We start from the raw sequence: 19,669 nt of genomic DNA, 5'->3' as shown, positions 1-19,669 counted from the left end.
GCAGATGTCGCAATCCACACCAGGCCAGAAGGCCCTCACCCATTTCAAGATCACTCAGCCGAGACCTGCGTCACCAACCTCCGTGGACAGAACACCTAGCGCTTGCCTTTCGGATCTCCCGCGTCACCCCGGGCCCGCGACGCCTGGCACGACCGGACGCGGGGCATGGGAGCACAACCGCCGCCGCATGGCTGAGGCCGGGAGGAGGTGACGTGCCCGTTCGGGGGAACGGCGGGTGTCGCGGAGAGCGGCCGGGAGGCGCGGCTCGTACGTTCGGTCGGCATGACGTACCTATCGGGTGATCGTGTATCCGGCCCCACCCGCCGCACCACGCTTGCCGGGCTCGTCGGTGGGGCCGGGGCCGTGCTGGCTGCCGGGTGCAGCCCCTCGGGTGCGTCGCCCGCGCACGAACCCGAACTCCGTCGCAGGGCAGGGGCCTACGCCCCGGCGGCTGATCCCACGCCCGGGGCGATGACGCTCTTCAAGGACCCGGGCTTCAATTTCAACGGGCTCCTCGCGCTCGGCTCCTCCGGCTACGGCGCCGGTGAGGTGGGCGAGGTGCTCACCGCGGTGAACGCGATCAACAAGGCCGGCCTCTCCGCGCAGACGTACACCGAGACCTTCAGGAAACTCGGCGACCAGCTGATGGCGGCGCCCCAGGGCAGCAGGCCCGGAGCTCAGACCACACGCTTCCGTGCGTTGCGCGCCGCGCAGTACTACGCCCAGGCACTGTTCTTCGTCCTCGGATCCGACACCCCGAGTATCGAGGAGCAGTTGTACAAGGCCGGGCGCGGAGCCTGGGACAAGTTCTGCGGACTGTGCGATCCGGCGCCGGTGACCGCGCACATCCCGTACGGGAAGACTCCGTTGCCCGTGTGGTTCTTCCGGCCGGACGATTCCGGCAAGCGGCGCCCCACCGTGATCCTCACGAACGGCAGCGACGGACAGAACGTCGACATGTGGACCTACGGCGTCCCGGCCGCGCTGGACCGGGGCTGGAACGCCCTGGTGTACGACGGGCCCGGCCAGGGTCAGCTGCTCTTCGTCGACCAGGTGGTCTTCACTCCGCGCTGGGAGACCGTCGTGACGCCGCTCGTCGACTGGCTGTCCGCCCGCTCGGACGTGGACACCGGCAAGATCGCCCTGACCGGGCTGAGCATGGCCGGGGATCTGGCCCCCCGAGCCGCCGCCTTCGAGCGCCGGATCGCCGCTCTGGTGGCAATGCCCGGCGTGCTCGCGCCCTGGCTGGGCTTTCCACCGGAGATCCGGGAGATCCTCACCCCGGACAAGGGGAAGACCAACAACATCTGGAACAAGGAGGTCGTCCCCGAGCTGCCGCCGTCCGCGGCCTCGACGATGAAGAAGCGCATCGAGCCCTTCTCCGTGCCGGCGATGCTCGCCGCCCGCCAGGGCAAGATGTTCACCGACTTCTACACCCCCGCCACCCTCATCAAGTCGCTGGACATCACGGACGTCGTGGGCCGCATCAAGATGCCCACACTGGTCCTCGACTACGCATACGAGCAGTTCTATCCGGGGCAGCCGCGCCAGATGTTCGACAAGCTGACGGCTCCCAAGGACTACGTGAAGCTCACCGCGGCCACCGGCGCACAGCTGCACTGCTCCCCGATGGCCCCGCAGCAGCACTGCGAGGTCGTCTTCGACTGGCTACAGGAGACGTTGTCGGGCGGCTGACCTCCGCGGCGGCCTCACCGGCCTCCTGGCGCCCTTGCCGGGCCTGGGTGTTACGGCCACTGTGGTCGGACGTGGCCGTTGGCCGTCGGCCAGGGCGTGTCTTTTGGATCAGCCCGGGGTGATCCGAAAGACACGCCCTGGTTCCGTCACACATTTGGAGTGCGCGTGGCTTCCTTCGTACTGCCTCATGCCCTGCACGGCCGGGGATCGCACAAGGTCATCGCCGTGCACGGGTGGTTCGCCGACAGGTCCGCCTTCGACCCGGTCCTGCCGGATCTCGATCAGGAGGCGTTCCAGTACGCGCTGGTCGATCTCCGTGGCTACGGCGAGGCGAGAGGCGAGACCGGCTCGTACACCTCCGGCGAAGGGGCGGCCGATGTACTGGCGCTCGCCGACCGGCTGGGCTGGGACCGGTTCTCGGCGGTCGGCCATTCGATGGGCGCCAGTGTCGTCCAACGGGTGCTGGCCGCGGCTCCGCACCGGGTGCGCAGGCTCGTGGGAATCTCGCCGGTCCCCGCCTCCGGGCTGCCCCTGCCGCCGCAGCAGTGGGAGCTGTTCTCCTCCGCGGCCCATCTGCCGGAGAACCGGCGGGCCATCATCGACCTCACCACCGGCGGGCGGCGCCCGGCCGCTTGGCTGGACCGGATGGTGCAGCGGTCACTGGCGTGCAGCGACCCGAAGGCGTTCCGGTCCTGGCTGGACTCCTGGTCCGGGGAGGCGTTCGCCGCCGAGGTCGAGGGCTCGGCGGTGCCGGCGCTGGCGGTGACCGGAGCACTGGATCCCGCTCTGACCGCCGAACTGACGCGTCAGACATGGATGCGGTGGTACGCCCGCAGCGAGCTGGTCGAGCTGCGATCGGCAGGGCACTACGCCATGGACGAAACCCCGCTGGAGCTGATCCGGGCCGTGGAGGACTTTCTGCGTGCCGACGGTGACGCACGGGCAGCCGGATGACCGTGCCCGCCAGCAAAGCCGCCCCTCCGGATGTGCCGAACGTCTTCGACCCGCGCGGCTACGTGGACGGGCTGCCGCACACGGCGTACCGGCTGTTGCGCGATCATCATCCGGTGGCCTGGCAGGAGGAGCACGAGGTGCTCGGCTGGCCGGCCGGCCCCGGCTTCTGGGCGGTCACGCGACACGACGACGTCGTACGGGTCCTCAAGGACGCGCGCACCTTCTCCTCCCAACTGGGGGCCACCCAGATCCGCGATCCCGACCCCGCCGACCTGCCGTTCATCCGCCGCATGATGCTCAATCAGGATCCCCCGGACCACGGGCGGCTGCGGCGCCTGGTAAGCCGTGCCTTCACGCCCCGCCGCGTCGAGCGTTTCGGGACGGCCGTACGCGAACGGGCCCGTGGCCTGCTGACCGCGGCGGTCGACGCGGCACGTACGGGGAACGGGGTGCGCGACCTCGTCACCGACGTCACGGACGACTTCGCCCTGCTCAACCTCGCCGATCTGCTCGGGGTGCCGCCCGCCGAACGCGGGCTGCTCCTGGCCTGGACCCGGCGGGTCATCGGCTACCAGGATCCGGACGAATCGGGCCGGTCGTCATCGGGGCCGGACGGGCGTCCCGCCGATCCGCGGTCCCCGTCGATGCTTCAGGACATGTTCGGCTTCGCACGGGAGCTGGCCGCCCACAAGCGACGGCATCCGGGCGACGACGTCATGACCGTCCTCGCGTCGGACGACGAACTGGCCACGCCCGAACTGGAGATGTTCTTCTTCCTGCTGACCATCGCAGGCAACGACACGGTACGCAGCGCGGCCCCCGGCGGTCTGCTGGCGCTGGCCCGGAATCCGGCCGCCTATGGCGGGCTTCGCAGCGGGGCGGTGGGGGCGGCGCCCTGTGTGGAGGAGCTGCTGCGCTGGCATCCGCCGGTACTCAGCTTCCGCCGGACCGCGGCGTGCGACACCGAGTTGGCCGGCCGCCTCATCCGCGCAGGCGACAAAGTGGTTGTCTTCCACGGCTCGGCGAACTACGACGAACGGGTCTTCGCCGCCCCGCACCGTCTCGACCTGACCCGGTCCCCCAATCCCCATGTCTCGTTCGGAGACGGCCCGCACATCTGCCTGGGCGCGCACCTCGCCCGGTTGCAGTTGCGGGTGCTGTACGAGGAGACGGGCAACCTGCTGCCCGCTCTGGCCGTCGCCGGTCCGCCGCAGCGGCTGGTGTCGAACTTCATCAACGGACTGAAGTCGCTGCCGCTGCGGCTGGTGGACGGCTCACCCCGGTAGGCGCCCTGCGGGAAGCGGCGCCGCCTGATCACGTTCCGTGTGCCACTCCGGCGTCGGGCGGTGCGGCGCTCGGCGTGGCCCCGCGGTCGGGTGCGGCCCGCAGCAGCGAGGCAGTGAGGGGATGCCGGGGGTCGGCGAGGAGCTGCTCGGTCGGGCCCTGTTCGACGAGGCGGCCGTTGTCGAGCACCGCCGTGCGGGCGGCCAGGGCTGCGGTGTCGCGGTCGTGGGTGATCAGGACCAGGGACAGGTCCGGGTGGGTCCGCAGGAGGTCCGCGAGGAGGGTGCGGAGGTTCCGGCGGGCGACGGTGTCCAGGCCGGAGGTGATCTCGTCGCAGAGCAGGACCCTCGGGCGGGCCAGCAGCGCGCGGGCCAGGGCGGCGCGCTGGAGTTCGCCGCCGGAGAGCTCCGTGGGCTTGCGGCGGACGAGGTCGCCGGCCAGACCCAGGGAGCCCAGGATGCGCTCGGCGTCGGCCGGCGCCTCCGGCTCGGGGACCTTGCGCAGGCGGATGGCAGTGCGGCTCACCTGGTCGAGGACCGGGCGGTGTTCGTCGAAGGCGGACCGGGCGTCCTGGAAGACGTACTGGACTGCCGCCAGTTGTTCGCGGGTACGGTCGCGCAGGCTGCGGGGCAGTGCGGCACCGTCGAGCAGGACCTCCCCGTCGTAGGTCCGGTGGAGACCGGCCAGGCAGCGGGCGAGGGTGGTTTTGCCGCTGCCCGAGCGGCCCACGACGGCCGTGCAGCCCGGCGGGAGGAGAAGATCGGTGGGGTGCAGGACGGTGGACCTGCCGTGGCGGGCGGTGAGGGCCCGCACCTGAAGTACGGGGTCCTGGGCGGTGCGGGGGCTCGCAGGGCCGCTGCGCCGTGTGCCGGGGCCTGTGGTGGCGGCGCCTGTTGTGGAGGCGTCGCGGAGCGCAGGCACACCGTCTGACGGCTCGGCGGAATCGACTGCGGCGAGGAGTTCGCGGGTCCAGGGGTGCCGGGGGAAGAGCCGGAGTCTTTCCGGCGGGCCGGATTCCACGATGCGCCCGGCGCGCATGACGTGGACGTCATCGGCCAGGGCGTGGACGACCTCCAGGTCGTGGCTCAGGAGCAGTATGGCGAGGCCCTGCCGGGCCAGGGAGGCGAGTTGACCGGTGATCTGCTGCTTCGTCAGTGCGTCCTGACCGGTGGTCGGTTCGTCCGCGATGAGGGTGGTGGCACCGGTCAGGAGGGCCTGGGCGAGGACCACACGTTGCTGTTGGCCGCCGGAGAGCTGGTGGGGGTAGCGGTGCAGCAGGGCTTCGCCGTCGGGCAACTGGGCCCGGTCCAACGCGCGCAGCATGCGGTGCCGGACCGCGGAGCGACGGGCGCGGCGCGGCAGATGGCGTACCTGGGTGCGCGCGATGTCCTGGAGGAGGGCGGCCACGGGCCGGGCGGGGTTGAGGACGGTGGCGGGGTGCTGCGGTACGTACCCGATGAGGGTGTCGGGGACGTCCACCTCGCCGGTCACCACGGCGCCGGGCGGATACTCGTGGAGCAGGGCGAGGCCGGTGGTGGTCTTGCCGCTGCCGGAGCCGCCGATCAGGGCGGTGATCTTGCCGGGGACCAGCCGGAGGCTCACCCCGTCGACGATGGCCCGGCCGCCGGTCTCGACCCGGAGGTCCTGGAGTCGGGCGATGGCGGTTGGGTTCATGGACTGCTCTTCTCGCTTCGCCTCGGCCCGGGGGCCGTACCGTCGGTGGGCGGGTGGTCAGGGCCCGGACCGGGACCCGGTGGACGGTCCGGCCGCGGTCGTGGGTCGCGTCGGGTCAGGGCCGCGTCGAAGAGCAGGTTGAAGCCCATGGTCAGGGCCATGATGAGCAACGCGGGCAGCGCAACGGCCCAGGGCTGGACGAACATGCCCGTCCGGTTGCGGTCGACCATCACCGCCCAGTCGGCGGCGTCCGGTTCGGCGCCGACGCCGAGGAAGGCGGCCGTGGCCACCAGGTACAGCACCCCCGTCAGCCGCACCCCGGCGTCGGCGGCAAGGGTGCGCAGGGCCGAGCGGCCCGCGTAGCCCACGGCCATCCGCCACCAGGTCTCGCCCTGCATCCGCAGCGCCTCGACCGCGGGCGACGCGGCCGCCTCCGCGGCGGCTGCCCGGACCGTCCGGGCGGCGTCCGGGACATTGACCAGCGCCACCAGGAGTGCGAGCCCGCCGGGACCGGGCGTCAGGACCGCCGACACCAGCAGGATGACCAGCAGCGACGGCACGGCGAGCAGCACGTCCAACGGGCGCATCAACAGCTCTTCCAGCCAGCCGCGACGGGTGAGCGCACTGACGAGGCCCAGCGGCAGCGCCACCGCGTAGGCCAGCGCCGTCGCCGCGAGCGCGGCCAGGACCACGGGGCGGCCGCCGAGCAGCACCTGCCGCCAGACGTCCCGGCCGACGAAGTCGGTGCCGGCCCAGTGTCCGCCGCCGACCGTGAAGGAAGCGGCCCGGGGGCCGGGTTCCCCGGCGAACAGCGGCCCGAGCAGGGCGAGCAGCAGCGGTACGGCGATGATCAGCACGGCGAAGGCGAAGCGTGCCGGGCCGCCGGTCGTACGTCGTCTCATGCCGCCGCCCCGGTCCGGGGCACGAAGCGGTGCATGACCAGGTCCGCGCCGAGGTTGAGGACGACGGCGGTGCACCCGAAGACGACCGCCAGGCCCTGGATGACGGGGACGTCGCGTTCCGTCACGGCGTTCATCAGGACCGTTCCGAGTCCGGGGATCACAAAGAGGGCCTCCACGACGATGACGCCGCACAGCAGCCAGTCGATGGTGCGGGCCAGTTGCTGGGCGGCCGGCGCCAGGGCATGCGGCAGGGCGTGCGCGTAGCGGATGCGTGCACCGGGGATGCCGTAGCGGCGGGCTTGCGCGACGTACGGCGAGGCCAGGGCGTCGATCATGCCGGCGCGGACCAGCCGCGTCAGCGAGCACACCGGCCGGGACAGCAGCACCGCCACGGGCAGCACCAGCGCCGCGGGGTGGGCGAGCAGATCGCCGCCGTAGCCGACGGCGGTCGGTGGCAGCCAGCCCAGGCGCAGCGCGAGGACCGCGACCAGCAGCACACCGAGGGCGAACTCCGGTACGGCGTACACGCCCAGGGTCACCGAGCTGATGAGGCGGTCGCCGAGCCGTCCTTCGTACCGGGCGGCCAGGACACCGAGGCCGCCCCCGACCGGCACGAGCAGGAGCAGGGTGAGCGCGGCGAGCACCACGGTCGGCCCGAAGCCGTCGGCGAGGTAGGAGCTGACCGGCCGGCCGGAGGTCAGCGAGCTGCCGAGGTCCGCGTGCAGCAGTCCGGCCGCCCACTCCCCCAGCCGTACGCAGGCGGGTTGGTCCAGGTGCATGGCCTCCCGGATGGCGTCGATCCGCCCGGGGTCGGGCTGGTCACCGGCGAGCGCCACCGCGGCATCGCCGGGCAGCGCCTCGGTGAGGGCGAAGACGAGCAGGACGACGGCGACGGTCTGCCCGGCGCCGAGCAGCAGCCGGCGGAGCAGCCAGGACCGCAGGCCGGTCATGCGAGCCACACCTTGTCGAAGCGCGCCCAGTCGAGCGTGTTGGCGGGGGCCTGGTGCGCGACGCCGCGGACATTGCGGGCGGTGCCCAGGATCCAGTCGGCGAAGCCCCAGACCAGGAAGCCGCCCTCGGCGTACAGCCGGCGCTGCATCCGCGCGTACACGGCGGCCCGGTCCTTCTTGCTCCTGGTGGACTGGGCCTGCTGGTAGAGGGCGTCGAAGTCCTTGTGCTGCCACTTGGTGGCGTTGGTGGTGGAGCCGGTCAGCAGCCGCTGGGAGAAGTGCGATTCGATCGGCATCGCGCCGGAGCGGTAGCAGCACAGGGATCCGGAGTCGAGGGTGTCCTGCCAGTAGCTGTCCTTGCTGCCCATCGCGACCTTCACCTGCACTCCGGCCTCGGCGGCCTGGTCGCGGAAGATGGCGGCGGCCTCGGTGAACCCGGCGGCGACGGCGGAGGTGTCCAGGGTGACCCGCAGGCCGTCGGCGCCGGCCTTCTTGAGGAGATGGCGGGCGCGGTCCAGGTCCTGTTCGCGCTGCGGCAGGCCGTCCTCGTAGTACTCGTATCCCTTGCCGAACAGGTCGTTGCCGATCTCACCGGCGCCGGAGAGCGCACCGTCGACCAGTTCCTTGCGGTCGGCGAGGAGGAAGAACGCCTCGCGCACCCGCTTGTCGTCGAACGGCGCCCGGTCGGTCTTCATGGCGAACGACTGCATCGCGCTGTTGCGCAGCCGTACGATCTCGATCTGCCCCTTGCCCTCGTGTGCGCGGGCCGTCGTCGGCGCCAGCTCGTGGGCGTACTCGACCTGGCCGCCGAGCAGGGAATTGACGCGTGCGGACTCCTCGTTGGCGACCAGGAACTCCAGCTGGTCCAGGTAGGGCGGGCCCTCCCAGTAGTCGTCGTTGCGGCGGAAGACGGCGGACCGTCCGGGGGTGAAGGAGACGAAGCGGAAGGGGCCGCTGCCGACCGGCTTGCGGTCGAAGTCGTGTGCGCCGTCGGGGACGACATAGGCGCCGAACGCGGCGAGGAGGTTGGGGAATTCGGCGGTCGGCCGCTTCAGCGCGAACTCGACGGTGCGCTCGTCGACGGCCCGGCTCGCCTTGAGGTCGAGGGGCTCCAGGGAGGCTTTGGCGCGGAACGCCTTCTCGGGGTCGGCGATACGGCGGTAGCTGTAGAGGACGTCCCGGGCGGTGACCGGCTTGCCGTTGTGGAAGGACGCCTTGCGCAGCTTCACCGTCCAGCGGTCGAGTCCGGCGTTCGGCTCCCAGGACGCGGCGAGCCGTGGTTCGGCGGAGAGGTCGGCGCCGAAGTCGGCGAGCTTGTCGAAGAGGGCCTTGGCGCGGGCGGCGTCGGCGAAGAGGTTGGCCAGGTGCGGGTCGAGGGTCTCGCCGGCGCCGCCGCCGGCGAACGCGGCGCGCAGCTTCCCGCCACGCCGGGGCTTGCCGCCGCCGTCAGCGGCGTCACCGGAGGGGCCGGCGCATCCGGCGAGGGCGAGCGCGCCGAGTCCGGCCGCGCCGCCGGCCGCGGCGAGGAAGCCGCGGCGGTGCAGGCCGGGGAAGCGGGGAGGGACGGGACCGTCGTACATGCCGGTTTCCTTGCTATGGGTAGGCGGAGGTGGCGGAGGGTGGAGCGGGCGTCAGTCGTGCCGGGTCAGCCGGGCGACGAGGTGGAGCCGGTCCTGGTCGGTGCGCTCCCCCGGTCCGGCGCCCTCCTGCCAGGCCGGTTCCGTCCGTGGCCCCGGCCCGTCGTGCAGGTCGAGGACCTCGAAGCCGTGCGCTGCGAGGACCTGGCGCAGCTCCTGGGGGAAGAGCAGCCGCCATGCGGAGCGCTGCTCGTGCGGCGGGGAGCCGTCGTCGGCTGTCCAGATGCGGGTACGGCGCAGGAGTTGGGCGGTGCGGTCGACGGACAGCGTGGTCGTGGAGGTGTAGGCGGTGCCCTGCCAGGTGAAGCCGTTGACGGCCGGGGCGTCGAGCAGTTCGGTGCGGCCGAGGAAGAAGGCGCCGTTGCGCATCTCGGCGACGAGCAGCCCGCCGGGGGTGAGGCTGCGCCGGCAGGACGTGAGGAAGCCGTCCAGTTCAGCGTTGGCGTGGCAGTAGAGCAGGGCGCTGTCCAGGCAGACAACGGCGTCCACGGGCTCCTCGTGGAGGTCGAAGTCCCGCAGATCGGCCCGTACGTAGTCCGGCCCGCGGTGGTGGGTGCGGGCGTACGCGAGCATCGCTTCGGAGAGGTCGGCCGCGACGACCGTACGGCCCGCCGCGTGCAGATATGCGGCGTCGCGTCCGGTGCCGCAGCCGATGTCCAGGACGCGGGCTCCCGCACCGTGCCGTCGCAGGCAGTCCTCGGCCCAGCGGCCGGCCAGGCGGTCGGCGTCGGGGAAGCGTGCCTCGTAGAGTTCCGGGTTGTCGGTCAGCAGGTTTTCGTTGCTGCGCGTGGTGTTCACGGGAGGTGTCACGCCTTTCCCGCCGTCGTGGCCGGTACCGTCGCCGCGGCCTCGGCCGCCCGGCCCGGCAGCCCCCGCAGCCGGTGCAGCCAGGCGACACCGGCCGCGGAGACGAGTCCGAAGGCCAGACAGCACGCCCAGGGCAGCCACGGCGCACGGTGGAGTTCACCGGTGTCCATGGCCCAGCCGACGACGGTGTTGCCCACCGCCGCGGCGATGCCGGAGACCACGTAGAACAGCCCGAAGTACGTGCCGGTGAGCTCGGCCCGGCCGAAGGCGGGGATGAGCTCCATCACGAACGGCTGGGCGATCATGACGCCCAGGTAGAGCAGCACCGCCCCGGCCAGTACGGGCAGTACGCGCAGCGCGGCGCCGCCGGGTCCGTCGGGCGGCGGTACCGGGCCGGCGACGGCCATCGGCGGTACGAAGGCGAGGCCCATCAGGACGAGCCCCGCGCCGATCCACCGCGCCCGGTCGCCGCGCCCCTTGAGCGCGCGGGTGATCCGCATCTGGAGCGAGAGGTTGGCGACGGTACCGACGAGGAAGACGAGACCGGCCGCGCCGTCCCAGCCGGTGGCCCGCCGCGCGCCCTCGGGCAGCAGCAGGTACAGCTGGTTCTGGAGGGTGAACATGCCGACCATGGCCAGCGCGAAGGCCACGAAGACGCGGTTGCCGAGGACTTCGCGCCAGTCGCCGAGGACGCTGTTCGTGGCCTGGGCGACCGTGCGGGCCGGCAGCACCAGGGCCTGCGCGACGGTGAGCAGCGCGAAGAGGCCGGCGGCGGTGAGTGCGGAGGTCCGGAAGTCGACGAGCAGCAGGGCGCTGCCGAGCAGTGGCCCGACCAGGGCGCCGGTGGTCGCGAACACGTTGAAGAGGGCGAACGCCTCGGCCTTGCGGTCGCCCGCCTCCTGTGCGAGGTAGGCCCGGACGGCGGGGTTGAACAGCGCGCCGGCCAGCCCGCTGAGGACGGAGGCGGCGACGAGTACGGCCAGGCCGTCCCCGAGCGCGAAGAGCCCGAAGCCGACGGTCCGCAGCGCACAGCCGGCGATGATGACCCCGCGTGCACCCAGCCGGTCGGACGCCGAGCCGCCGATGAGGAACAGTCCCTGCTGGCTCAGGTTGCGCACGCCGAGCACGATGCCGACGACCGCGGCGGACATCCCCAGGTCCTCGCCCAGGTGCACGGCGAGGTACGGGATGAGCAGATAGAAGCCGGTGTTGACGCCGAACTGGTTGATCAGCAACAGCCGGATCGCGAACGGGAAGCGGCGTATTTCGTGCCAGATCTTCACTGTGCTGCCTCCGCACCCCGGACCGGCTCCGACGCCGTCTCGTCCGGCGCCGTCTCGCCCGGTGGTATCTCGCCCGGCGGTATCTCGCCGCGCGCCGGCCGTACGCCGAGGCCCGGCTGCCCGCCGGCTCCTACGGTGCCGTCCGTGCCGCCGATACCGGTCCACGGGTCCTGGGCGAGCAACAGATGGCCGTCCAGGTCGCTCCAGCGGGCGCGGTCCGCGAGGTGGACGGCGGGCGCGAGACCGAGCGTACTGGCGGTGAGGCAGCCGAGCATCAGCTCGGTGCCACTGCCGGCGATCAGGTCGGCGATGCGCAGTGCCGCACCGACGCCGCCGCACTTGGCGAGCTTGACGTTGATGCCGTGCACCCGGCCGGCCAGCCGCCGGGCGTCCTCGAAGCCGACCGCGTCCTCGTCGGCGATGACCGGCAGCGGCGAGCCTTCGGCGAGCCGGGCGAGCGTCTCGGGGTCTCCGGGGGCGATGGGCTGCTCCACGGCCTCGACCCCGAGGTCCGCGTAGCGGGGCAGCAGGGCCTGTGCCAGGGCGGGGGCCCAGGCGCCGTTGGGGTCGAGCAACAGCCGGGCGTGTGGCGCGGCATGGCGCACGGCCCGCACGCGGTCGAGGTCGTCCTCGGGGTCCGGGGCACCGGCCTTGATCTTGAGGACGGAGAAGCCCTGCCGGACCAGGCGGCCCGCCTGCTCCGCGGCCGCGCGGCGCGAGGTGATGCCGAGGGTGCGGGCGGTGGCGGCGCGCGGCGCTTCGGTGCCGCCGAGCAACCGGTGCACGGGGAGGCCCGCGCGCTTGCCGACGAGGTCCAGCAGCGCGGACTCCACCGCCGCGGTCACCGCGGCGGGCGTGCCGGGCGTGAGCAGCTCGCCCGTGCGCAGGGCTTCGAGTGCGGTCTCCGGGTCGGCGCAGCGGGCGAGTTCGCGTGCGGCCCCGTTCAGCAGACGGCCGAGGGTGGCGGCGTCCAGACCGTAGTAGGTGCTGGTGACGGCTTCTCCGTAGCCGCGTCGGCCGTGGTGTTCGATGCCGAGCCATACGGCGTCGCGGGCCGCCATCGTGGAGCGGGATATCCGTAGCGGCTCGGCGAGTTGGAGCCGTACGGTGCGCTGACTGACCTTCACGGGGCTTCTTTCCGGGTGGTGCGGTGGGTGGAGAGGTGCGGTCCGGCGGGGGGCGCCAGCGGGTCGGTGACCGTCCGGCAGCGGGTCCATCCCCGCGCCTCCGCAGCCTGCGGGTGCGGGATCTCGACCGGGCGGGTGGCGGCGCAGGTCAGGTCCAGGCCGTGGGCGGTGGCGAAGTCGTCGTCGTAGACACTGCCCAGGTAGCGCTGCGGCCCGTCGGGGAAGACCGTGGCGACCACGGCTCCGGGATGGACGCGGGCGGCCCACGCGGCGACGAGCGCGACGGCGCCGGTGCTCCAGCCGCCGCTGACGAAGTTGCCGGCGGCGAGCCTGCGGCAGGCGTCGGCGGACTCGGCCGGGCCGACCCAGTGCACCTCGTCGAACGCGTCGTAGGCGACATTGCGCGGGTGGATGCTGCTGCCGAGGCCCCGCATCAGCCGGGTCCTGGCGGGCTGTCCGAAGATCGTCGATCCGGTGGCGTCCACGCCGATCAGCCGCAGGTGCGGCCAGTGCCGACGCAGGGGGGCGACGACTCCCGCGCTGTGGCCCCCGGTGCCGACGCTGCACACCAGGACGTCGAGATGGTCCAGCTCGGCCGCCATTTCGGCGGCGAGGGAGCCGTAACCGGCCACGTTGTCGGGGTTGTTGTACTGGTCGGGCCAGTACGCACCGGGCAGTTCGGCGAGCAGGTGCCGCAGCCGGGCCAGCCGGGCCGCCTGCCAGCCGCCCTCGGCCGCCGGCCGGTCGACCAGTTCGAGCCGGACTCCATACGTCCGCAGCAGCCGCCGCATCGAGGGCTCCAGCTCGGTGTCGCCGACCAGGACAATGGGGTGGCCGAGCGCCTGGCCCGCGAAGGCCAGGCCGATGCCGAGGGTCCCGGAGGTGGATTCCACCACGGGGGCGCCGGGCCGGAGTTCGCCGCGCTCCTTGGCGCCGAGCAGCATGGAGACGGCGGCGCGCGCCTTCATGCCGCCCGCGCCGAGCCCTTCGAGCTTGGCCCAGAAGCCGGGGTGCGGGCAGGGCAGATCGGCGGTGACGCGGGCGAGCGGGGTGCGGCCGAGCAGACCGAGGAGCTCCCGGTTGCCGGTGGGGTGCACGACGGCGGTGGTCACCGGGCGACCCCCGGTATCTCGCCGTGGTAGCGGTGGATGATGCCGGATCCGCCGTCGAGCCAGAAGAACGGATAGGGCTCCGCACACACCGCGCTCACCCCTGAGCCGAGGAACCGCGGCAGCACCGCACTCCCCGTCTGGGCGAACATCACCAGGGGCTTGCGGTGCCGCAGTGCATGCTCCCGCAGCGGCTCGAAACTGCCGTTGCCCAGCGTCATGCCGGAGGCGAGCACCGCGTCGCAGCGCTCCAACTCGGCGAGCGCGTCGGTGTGTACGGGCTCGCCCCACTCCGTCGTGCCGCCCTTGAGGTCGCACGGCACATACGCCAGACCGCGCTCCCGCAGCGCCTCCAGCAGCGAGTTGACCACGCCGATCACGAGCACCCGCGCGCCGGGCACGACGTCGATCAGCCCGGTGACGGCCCGTGCCCTGGCCCGCGACTTCCGCAGGGACGACCCGGCCGGCAGCGACCAGGGGCGCGCGCCGTTCGCGGGCGTGTGCGGGCGTACGTGCATCAGATACGCGTCGAGGGCGGCCACCCGCACCGGGCGCAGCTCGTGCCCCAGGAGGCGGTCGAGGTCCGCGCCGACGCAGGCCTCGATCGCGGCGTCCGGCAACTCACCGGGCTCCACCGCGCAGGAGCCGACCGCCGCGGCGAGCCGCAGGCTCAGCACCTCGTTGCGGTAGCCCCCTTCGCGGCCCTCGTGGCGTACGGCCTGCCGGGTGCTGAAAGCGACGGCGATCCGCTGGGTGGACGGGTCGGGCCCGAACTCGCCGGCCCGCACACGGGCCACGAGGTCGTCGTACGAAGCGGCAGGGGCGTTGCCGGCGGGGGTGCGGATGACGACCTGGTTCATCGGTTCACCACCCGCGGGCGCAGCTCGGCGAGCAGCGTTTCGACACGGCGGCGGGCGGCCGGGCCTTCGGCGTCGCCGGCCATGAGGTGTCCCAGGTAGGCGTTGTTGCTGCCGGCCTCCTTGACCGCCGTGCCGGGCTCGGCGAGCTGGAGTTCGAGCACTCCCGGCGCCGCGCGCACGAGGTCACCGCCGTCGACCGCCTCCAGGACGCCCGCGGCCTGCGGCACGAGGAAGCCGATGGCGGCGCTGCGCAGTCCGGTGTCCCGTCGGCGCAGATCGGGCCGCTCGCCCCGGGCCACGTCCACACAGGCCGCGGCGACGTCGATGCCGGTGACATGGCGGATCAGTTCGGTGATGCGGTTGCCCGCGGGCCGGGGATTGACCTCGACCACGCGCGGTCCGTCGGGCGTCAGCTTGATCTCGGTGTGCGCCACGACGCCGTCGAGTCCGAGGGCCGCCAGGGCGAGTACGGCGGTCTCCTCCGCCGCCGCCCGGTCGGCCGCCGGGAGCGCCGCGGGGAACATATGGCCGGTCTCGATGAAGGCCGGTGCTCCGCCGACGCTCTTGTCGGTCACCCCGATCACCTGGGTACTGCCGTCGGACGTCACGGTCTCGACGCTGACTTCGGGGCCGTGGAGCAGCTCCTCCAGCAGGACGACGGGCGCCCGGCGCTGGCCGCGCGCATTGACGGGAAAGCCGTCGAGCGCACGGTAGGCGCGGGTCAGCTCCGCCTCGTCGTCGATGCGCCGGACGAACATCCCCGCGCACAGGTCGACCGGCTTCAGCACCAGCGGATAGCCGATCTCCGCGGCCGCGGCGGCGGCTTCGGACCGGTCCGCGCAGACCGCGAAGCGCGGCCCGGGTACTCCCGCGGCGGCGAGCACCCGCCGGGTGGCGTCCTTGCGGCAGGCGTTCTCGACCGCCTCGGGCGCCGGGCCGGGCAGTCCGAGGCACCCGGCGATGCGCGCGACCGTCGGGAGGTAGTAGTCGCAGGAGGTGAGCACACCGTCGAAGCCGAACGCGGAGTGCAGCCGCTCGGCATACGGCAGCAGCGTTTCGAGGTCGTTGGTGTCGGCGGTCAGCACGTTGCGGGCGCCGAGCAGCGGGTGGGCGGCGCCCTCGGGTGCGGAGCGCAGGTAGTGGTGCAGATCGCGGGTGAGGAAGGTGAACTCGTGTCCGACCTCACGGATCGCGCGCGGGAGCAACCTGCTCATCGCTCCGACCCAGCTCTCGACCATCAGCAGGTGAGCCACGGTTTCCCTTCTTCGCAGGCGTTGTCCGTGCGTGGTTGCGGCGGCATTTGACGGGGCGGCGGCGCCTCGGTGAGGGCCGTCCGGCTTGACCGGCCCATACTGTAAACGATAATCATTTTCATTGCCACCGCCTACTGCGGCGCCCGCCGCCGCGCTCCCGAATGCGAGACCTGTGATTCCTGCCGTACGCCGCACGGGGCTGCTCTGCGCCCTGACGGCCACCGCCGCCCTGCTCCCGGCCACCCCCGTCCCCGCCGCTCCCCCGCCGGCGCTCCGCTTCGGCGCCTGCCCGGACTCCCTGCCGGCTCCGCCCCCGCCCGCCCGCGTCGAATGCGGCCAGCTGAGCGTGCCGCTGGACCGGAGTCACCCGGACGGCGTACACCTGCGCATCGCCGTCTCCCGTATCCGCGCCTCGGGACCGGCGTCCGAACGGCGCGGCGTCCTGCTGGTCAACCCGGGCGGGCCGGGCGGCTCGGGGCTCCCCTACGCGGTCACCAAACGCGCCAAACTGCCGGAGCGCGTGCGGCGTTCGTACGACGTGATCGGGTTCGACCCGCGCGGCACCGGCGCGAGCGCCCCCGCGGACTGCGGACCGATGGGCGGCCTCTTCGACAGCCCCGGACCGGACCCCGTCCCGGAGGGCAGGGCGGCCGGGAAGGCCTATCTCGGCACCCTGCGGCGGACCGCGGACGACTGCGCCCACGGCGTCAAGGACGCCCTGCGGTATCTGTCGACCACCGAGACCGCCCGGGACATGGACGCCATACGGGCGGCGCTCGGCGAACGGCGGATCAGCTTCCTCGGCGTCTCCTACGGCAGCTACCTGGGCGCCGCCTATGCCGCCCAATTCCCCCGGCGGGTCGGCCGGATGGTGCTGGACAGCGTCGTCGGGCCCTGGGCGTGGTACGACTTCGATCTCGTCCAGAGCCGGGCTCTGGTGCGCCAGCGGGCGGTCTTCTTCGCCTGGGCCGCCCGGCACGAAAGGCGCTTCGGGCTCGGTGCCGACGGTGCGGCGGTCCGCGCCACGTACCAGCGGGTGCGGGACGGTCTGGCGAAGCACCCCGTGGACGGCTTCGGGCCGGCGGAGTTCGACCGCACCGTGTACCGGGCGCTGGGCCGCACCGAGCGCTGGTCGGGCCTCGCCGACGGCCTGCGGACGTATCTGCGCGACGGGACCACCGGGCCGCTGCGCCCGGCAGAGCCCTTCGACGGCGCCGCCTCACGTACGTACGAGGCCGCCAACCGCACCGTCAAGTGCGCGGACGGACCGGCTCCCACGCCCTCCCGCGTCATGGCCGACATCCGGCGGATGCGGCGGCTCGACCCGCAGCCGCTGCTCACGGGCATGGAGGCCTCGGTGTGTGCGTACTGGCACCACCGCCCCGCGCACCGTACGCGGCTGGGCAGCCCCGAGGCCCCGCCGGTCCTGCTGATCGCCTCCGCGCACGACCCGGTCACCCCCGTCGAAGGGGCCCGGACACTCCAGCGGCGGCTGCCCGGCTCACGTCTGGTCACGCTGCACAACGACTACTCACACGGGGTGTTCGCCAGCCGGGGCAACGGGTGCGTGGACGGTACGGCCGCGGCGTACCTGGTCGACGGGACCGTGCCCGCTGCCGATGTGCACTGCTCGGGGCCCGGACTGCCCACGCCCTGAGCACCGTTGAGCGTTCACCGGCGCGCCACGCCCCGCATGTCCCGCTCCCGGAGGCAGGCGGGTCCCGGCCGCGGCGACGGCGAACGGCGGGTCGTGAGGCGCGGCTACCGCTTCCCCGGGAGCGCGGCCTCCAGCGCGTCGATGCTGCCGGACATGATCGCCGGGATGTGCTCGGTGAGGTGCTCCACCGGCCAGTCCCACCAGGCCACCGCCAGCAGACGGGCGATGTCCGCCTCGTCGAAGCGACGACGGATGAGGCGGGCCGGGTTGCCGCCCACGATCCCGTAATCAGGGACGTCGTCGACGACAACGGAACCGGACGCGATGACCGCTCCGTGGCCGATGCGGACGCCGGGCATCACCGTGGCGCGGTATCCGAACCAGACGTCATGGCCGACCACGGTGTCACCCCGGCCGGGCAGACCGGTGATCAGATCGAAGTGTGCGGCCCAGGAGCCGCCCATGATCGGGAAAGGGAACGTCGAGGGGCCGTCCATACGGTGGTTGGCGCCGTTCATGATGAACCGCACCCCCTCCCCCAGGGCACAGAACTTCCCGATGACCAGTTTCTCCGGCCCGTAGTGGTAGAGCACATTGCGGGTCTCGAAAGCAGTCGGATCGTCCGGATCGTCGTAATAGGAGAACTCCCCGACCTCGATCAACGGCGAGGTCACCAGCGGTTTCAGCAGCACCACCCGGGGCTGCCCGGGCATCGGGTGCACCACGGTCGGATCGGCAGGAACGGCAGGCACCATGACGCTTCCTCACAACGTGCGGCAGACGGGCCTCCCATGATCGCAACCCGCTCCCGGAAGGGGCCACGCCTTTTCCTCGCCGGCCGGCCGTCGCAGCGCCCGGTCGAACGGCTTCCCTTCGAGCGCGTCGTGCCACCCCGCCGCGTACTCCTCGGGCCACGGTGTCCTGGCTGCGGCGTACGACGCCGTGACGCGCACGCTCACCCATACGGGCCGGCATGCCACGGGACACCCGGGGCCCGGCCGCTCTCCTGGCGGATCGACGCCGCAGGAACGCCGCCCGGCGCGCCCACTCGCCGGGCGGAACCGGGCTCGGTGGGCGAGGCTGAACCGTGGAGGTGGATCATGGAACAGCTACCGGCCGACGTATGCGTGGTGGGCGCGGGCTTCGCCGGGCTCGCAGCCGCGAGACGACTCGTGCAGTGCGGTCTCGAGGTGGTGGTACTCGAGGCCAGGGACCGCGTGGGCGGGCGGGTGTGGAACCGGGCGCTGCCCGACGGGACGGTGGTATCGGCAGGCGGCACCTGGCTGGGCAAGGGACAGCACCGCATGTTCCAGCTCTGCAAGGAGCTGGGCCTTGAGGTCTATCCCCAGTACAAGCGGGGCGCTCACATCCTGCGCCTGGACGGAGTCAACCACCGGTACCGCGGTGGCATCCCCGCCGCGGGCCCGGGGACGCTCATCGCCCTCGGTCTGGCGCTTGTGCGGCTGAATCTGATGGCGCGGCGCCTCCCGGCGGATGCCCCGTGGCGCGCCCGGGGAGCTCGGGCGCGGGACGCCCGTACGCTCGGGCAGTGGCTTTCCGGCCCGCTGAACGTGCCCTCGGCGACCGCCCGCACCCTGCTCGGGTCGGCCATGAATCTGCTGTTCTGCACCGACCCGGCGGAGGTCTCGCTGCTGGGCGCCCTCACCCTGGCCAGAGGCGGCGGCGGCTTCCACTACTACACCGACTCCCGCAGAACCGAAACCCATCTCGTGGACGGCGGAGCCCCCGAACTGGCGAGGCGGATGGCCGCGCACCTGGGAGAGAGGGTGCACCTGTCCAGCCCCGTTCAGCAGATCGCGCACGACGGCACCGGCGTGAAGGTCGTCTCCACCTCGTGTGTCGTGCGGGCGCAGCGGGTGATCGTGGCGGCGCCGCCGGTGCTGGCGGGGCGGATCAGCTTCGACCCGCCGCTTCCCACCGCGTGCGGCCATCTGTTGCAGCGCGTGGTACCAGGGGCGATCATCCGGGTGCACACGGCGTACCCACAGCCGTTCTGGCGCGAGCAGCACCTGTCGGGGCAGACGCTCGCGCCGCAGTCCGCCGTCCAGCTCACCATCGACCAGACGCCTCGGTCGGGACGGCCAGGTGTACTCAGCAGCTATGCGTTCAGCACCGGAGCCCTGCGCATCTCTCGCCTGGACCCGGCCGAGCGGCGCGAAGTCTGGCTGAACTCGCTGGCCGAGCGGTTCGGTCCGCAGGCACGCCGCCCCACCCAGTATCTGGAGACCGACTGGTCCTCCCAGCAGTGGTCGCTGGGCGGGATGATCGGCCACTTCCCGCCCGGCACGCTGACCAACTACGGCAGCGCGCTGCGGGAGCCGGTGGGCCGGATCCACTGGGCCAGTACCGAGTCGGCAACGCTGATGCACGGGCTGATGGAGGGCGCGGTGCGCTCCGGCGAGCGGGCCGCCCACGAAGTCCTGACCCGGCTCGGCGCCCGCTGACCCTCCGCTCCA

Annotated in this window: 16 protein-coding genes; 5 read left to right on the top strand and 11 right to left on the bottom strand. The window is 72.7% G+C overall.

Annotated features, from left to right (window positions below; all coding sequences use genetic code 11):
• The first annotated feature begins 471 nt into the window (after positions 1–471).
• The 3 genes from IF67_RS0137045 to IF67_RS0137035 all read left to right on the top strand — a co-directional run bounded on the left by IF67_RS0137045 (position 472) and on the right by IF67_RS0137035 (position 3,935).
• Complete coding sequence (locus IF67_RS0137045) at positions 472–1,695, top strand: alpha/beta hydrolase family protein (protein ID WP_234341610.1); 1,224 nt, start codon at positions 472–474, stop codon at positions 1,693–1,695.
• Between the two features lie 165 nt (positions 1,696–1,860).
• Entirely contained in the window at positions 1,861–2,649 is a 789-nt protein-coding gene (locus IF67_RS0137040) for an alpha/beta fold hydrolase (protein WP_030993249.1), read from the top strand.
• Positions 2,646–3,935 (top strand): cytochrome P450, encoded by a 1,290-nt coding sequence (locus IF67_RS0137035; protein ID WP_030993248.1) that lies wholly within the window; start codon positions 2,646–2,648, stop codon positions 3,933–3,935. The genes IF67_RS0137040 and IF67_RS0137035 overlap by 4 nt, the downstream gene beginning before the upstream one ends.
• 28 nt (positions 3,936–3,963) lie before the next feature.
• Here the strand turns inward: IF67_RS0137035 and IF67_RS0137030 are convergent, their stop codons facing one another.
• Genes IF67_RS0137030 through IF67_RS0136985 form a run of 10 tightly spaced genes read right to left on the bottom strand, consistent with a single transcriptional unit; the run spans position 3,964 to position 15,535 of the window.
• Complete coding sequence (locus IF67_RS0137030; protein ID WP_051819058.1) at positions 3,964–5,607, bottom strand: ABC transporter ATP-binding protein; 1,644 nt, start codon at positions 5,605–5,607, stop codon at positions 3,964–3,966.
• Positions 5,604–6,509, bottom strand: a complete 906-nt coding sequence (locus tag IF67_RS0137025) for an ABC transporter permease subunit (protein ID WP_030993245.1) — start codon at positions 6,507–6,509, stop codon at positions 5,604–5,606. The genes IF67_RS0137030 and IF67_RS0137025 overlap by 4 nt, the downstream gene beginning before the upstream one ends.
• The gene (locus IF67_RS0137020; RefSeq protein WP_030993243.1) at positions 6,506–7,459 is read right to left on the bottom strand and encodes an ABC transporter permease; all 954 of its coding nucleotides are present in this window, start codon (positions 7,457–7,459) and stop codon (positions 6,506–6,508) included. Before IF67_RS0137020 ends, IF67_RS0137025 begins: the two co-directional genes overlap by 4 nt.
• Complete coding sequence (locus IF67_RS0137015; protein WP_030993241.1) at positions 7,456–9,039, bottom strand: ABC transporter substrate-binding protein; 1,584 nt, start codon at positions 9,037–9,039, stop codon at positions 7,456–7,458. The genes IF67_RS0137020 and IF67_RS0137015 overlap by 4 nt, the downstream gene beginning before the upstream one ends.
• Positions 9,040–9,090: 51 nt before the next feature.
• The gene (locus IF67_RS0137010) at positions 9,091–9,894 is read right to left on the bottom strand and encodes a class I SAM-dependent DNA methyltransferase (RefSeq protein ID WP_030993239.1); all 804 of its coding nucleotides are present in this window, start codon (positions 9,892–9,894) and stop codon (positions 9,091–9,093) included.
• An 8-nt stretch (positions 9,895–9,902) separates the two neighbouring features.
• Complete coding sequence (locus tag IF67_RS0137005) at positions 9,903–11,186, bottom strand: MFS transporter (RefSeq protein WP_037840332.1); 1,284 nt, start codon at positions 11,184–11,186, stop codon at positions 9,903–9,905.
• Positions 11,183–12,313, bottom strand: coding sequence for a dipeptide epimerase (locus tag IF67_RS0137000; RefSeq protein ID WP_078889873.1), 1,131 nt, complete (start codon positions 12,311–12,313; stop codon positions 11,183–11,185). The genes IF67_RS0137005 and IF67_RS0137000 overlap by 4 nt, the downstream gene beginning before the upstream one ends.
• Positions 12,310–13,425, bottom strand: a complete 1,116-nt coding sequence (locus IF67_RS0136995) for a PLP-dependent cysteine synthase family protein (protein WP_051819050.1) — start codon at positions 13,423–13,425, stop codon at positions 12,310–12,312. Before IF67_RS0136995 ends, IF67_RS0137000 begins: the two co-directional genes overlap by 4 nt.
• Positions 13,422–14,282, bottom strand: a complete 861-nt coding sequence (locus IF67_RS0136990) for a Rossmann-like domain-containing protein (RefSeq protein WP_030993232.1) — start codon at positions 14,280–14,282, stop codon at positions 13,422–13,424. Before IF67_RS0136990 ends, IF67_RS0136995 begins: the two co-directional genes overlap by 4 nt.
• Positions 14,279–15,535, bottom strand: coding sequence for an ATP-grasp domain-containing protein (locus IF67_RS0136985; protein WP_030993231.1), 1,257 nt, complete (start codon positions 15,533–15,535; stop codon positions 14,279–14,281). The genes IF67_RS0136990 and IF67_RS0136985 overlap by 4 nt, the downstream gene beginning before the upstream one ends.
• A gap of 172 nt (positions 15,536–15,707) precedes the next feature.
• Here IF67_RS0136985 and IF67_RS0136980 point away from each other — a divergent pair, with 172 nt between their 5' ends.
• Positions 15,708–17,192, top strand: coding sequence for an alpha/beta hydrolase (locus IF67_RS0136980; protein WP_234341608.1), 1,485 nt, complete (start codon positions 15,708–15,710; stop codon positions 17,190–17,192).
• A 104-nt stretch (positions 17,193–17,296) separates the two neighbouring features.
• Here IF67_RS0136980 and IF67_RS0136975 read toward each other — a convergent pair whose 3' ends face one another.
• Complete coding sequence (locus IF67_RS0136975) at positions 17,297–17,947, bottom strand: acetyltransferase (protein ID WP_030993227.1); 651 nt, start codon at positions 17,945–17,947, stop codon at positions 17,297–17,299.
• A 345-nt stretch (positions 17,948–18,292) separates the two neighbouring features.
• Here IF67_RS0136975 and IF67_RS0136965 point away from each other — a divergent pair, with 345 nt between their 5' ends.
• Complete coding sequence (locus tag IF67_RS0136965) at positions 18,293–19,657, top strand: flavin monoamine oxidase family protein (RefSeq protein WP_030993225.1); 1,365 nt, start codon at positions 18,293–18,295, stop codon at positions 19,655–19,657.
• The last annotated feature ends 12 nt before the right edge of the window (positions 19,658–19,669 follow it).

The sequence above is a fragment of the Streptomyces sp. NRRL S-1813 genome (genome assembly GCF_000719605.1).
In the GTDB taxonomy this organism is placed as follows: Bacteria; Actinomycetota; Actinomycetes; order Streptomycetales; family Streptomycetaceae; genus Streptomyces; species Streptomyces decoyicus.
This window is presented reverse-complemented; position numbering and strand designations above follow the sequence as displayed.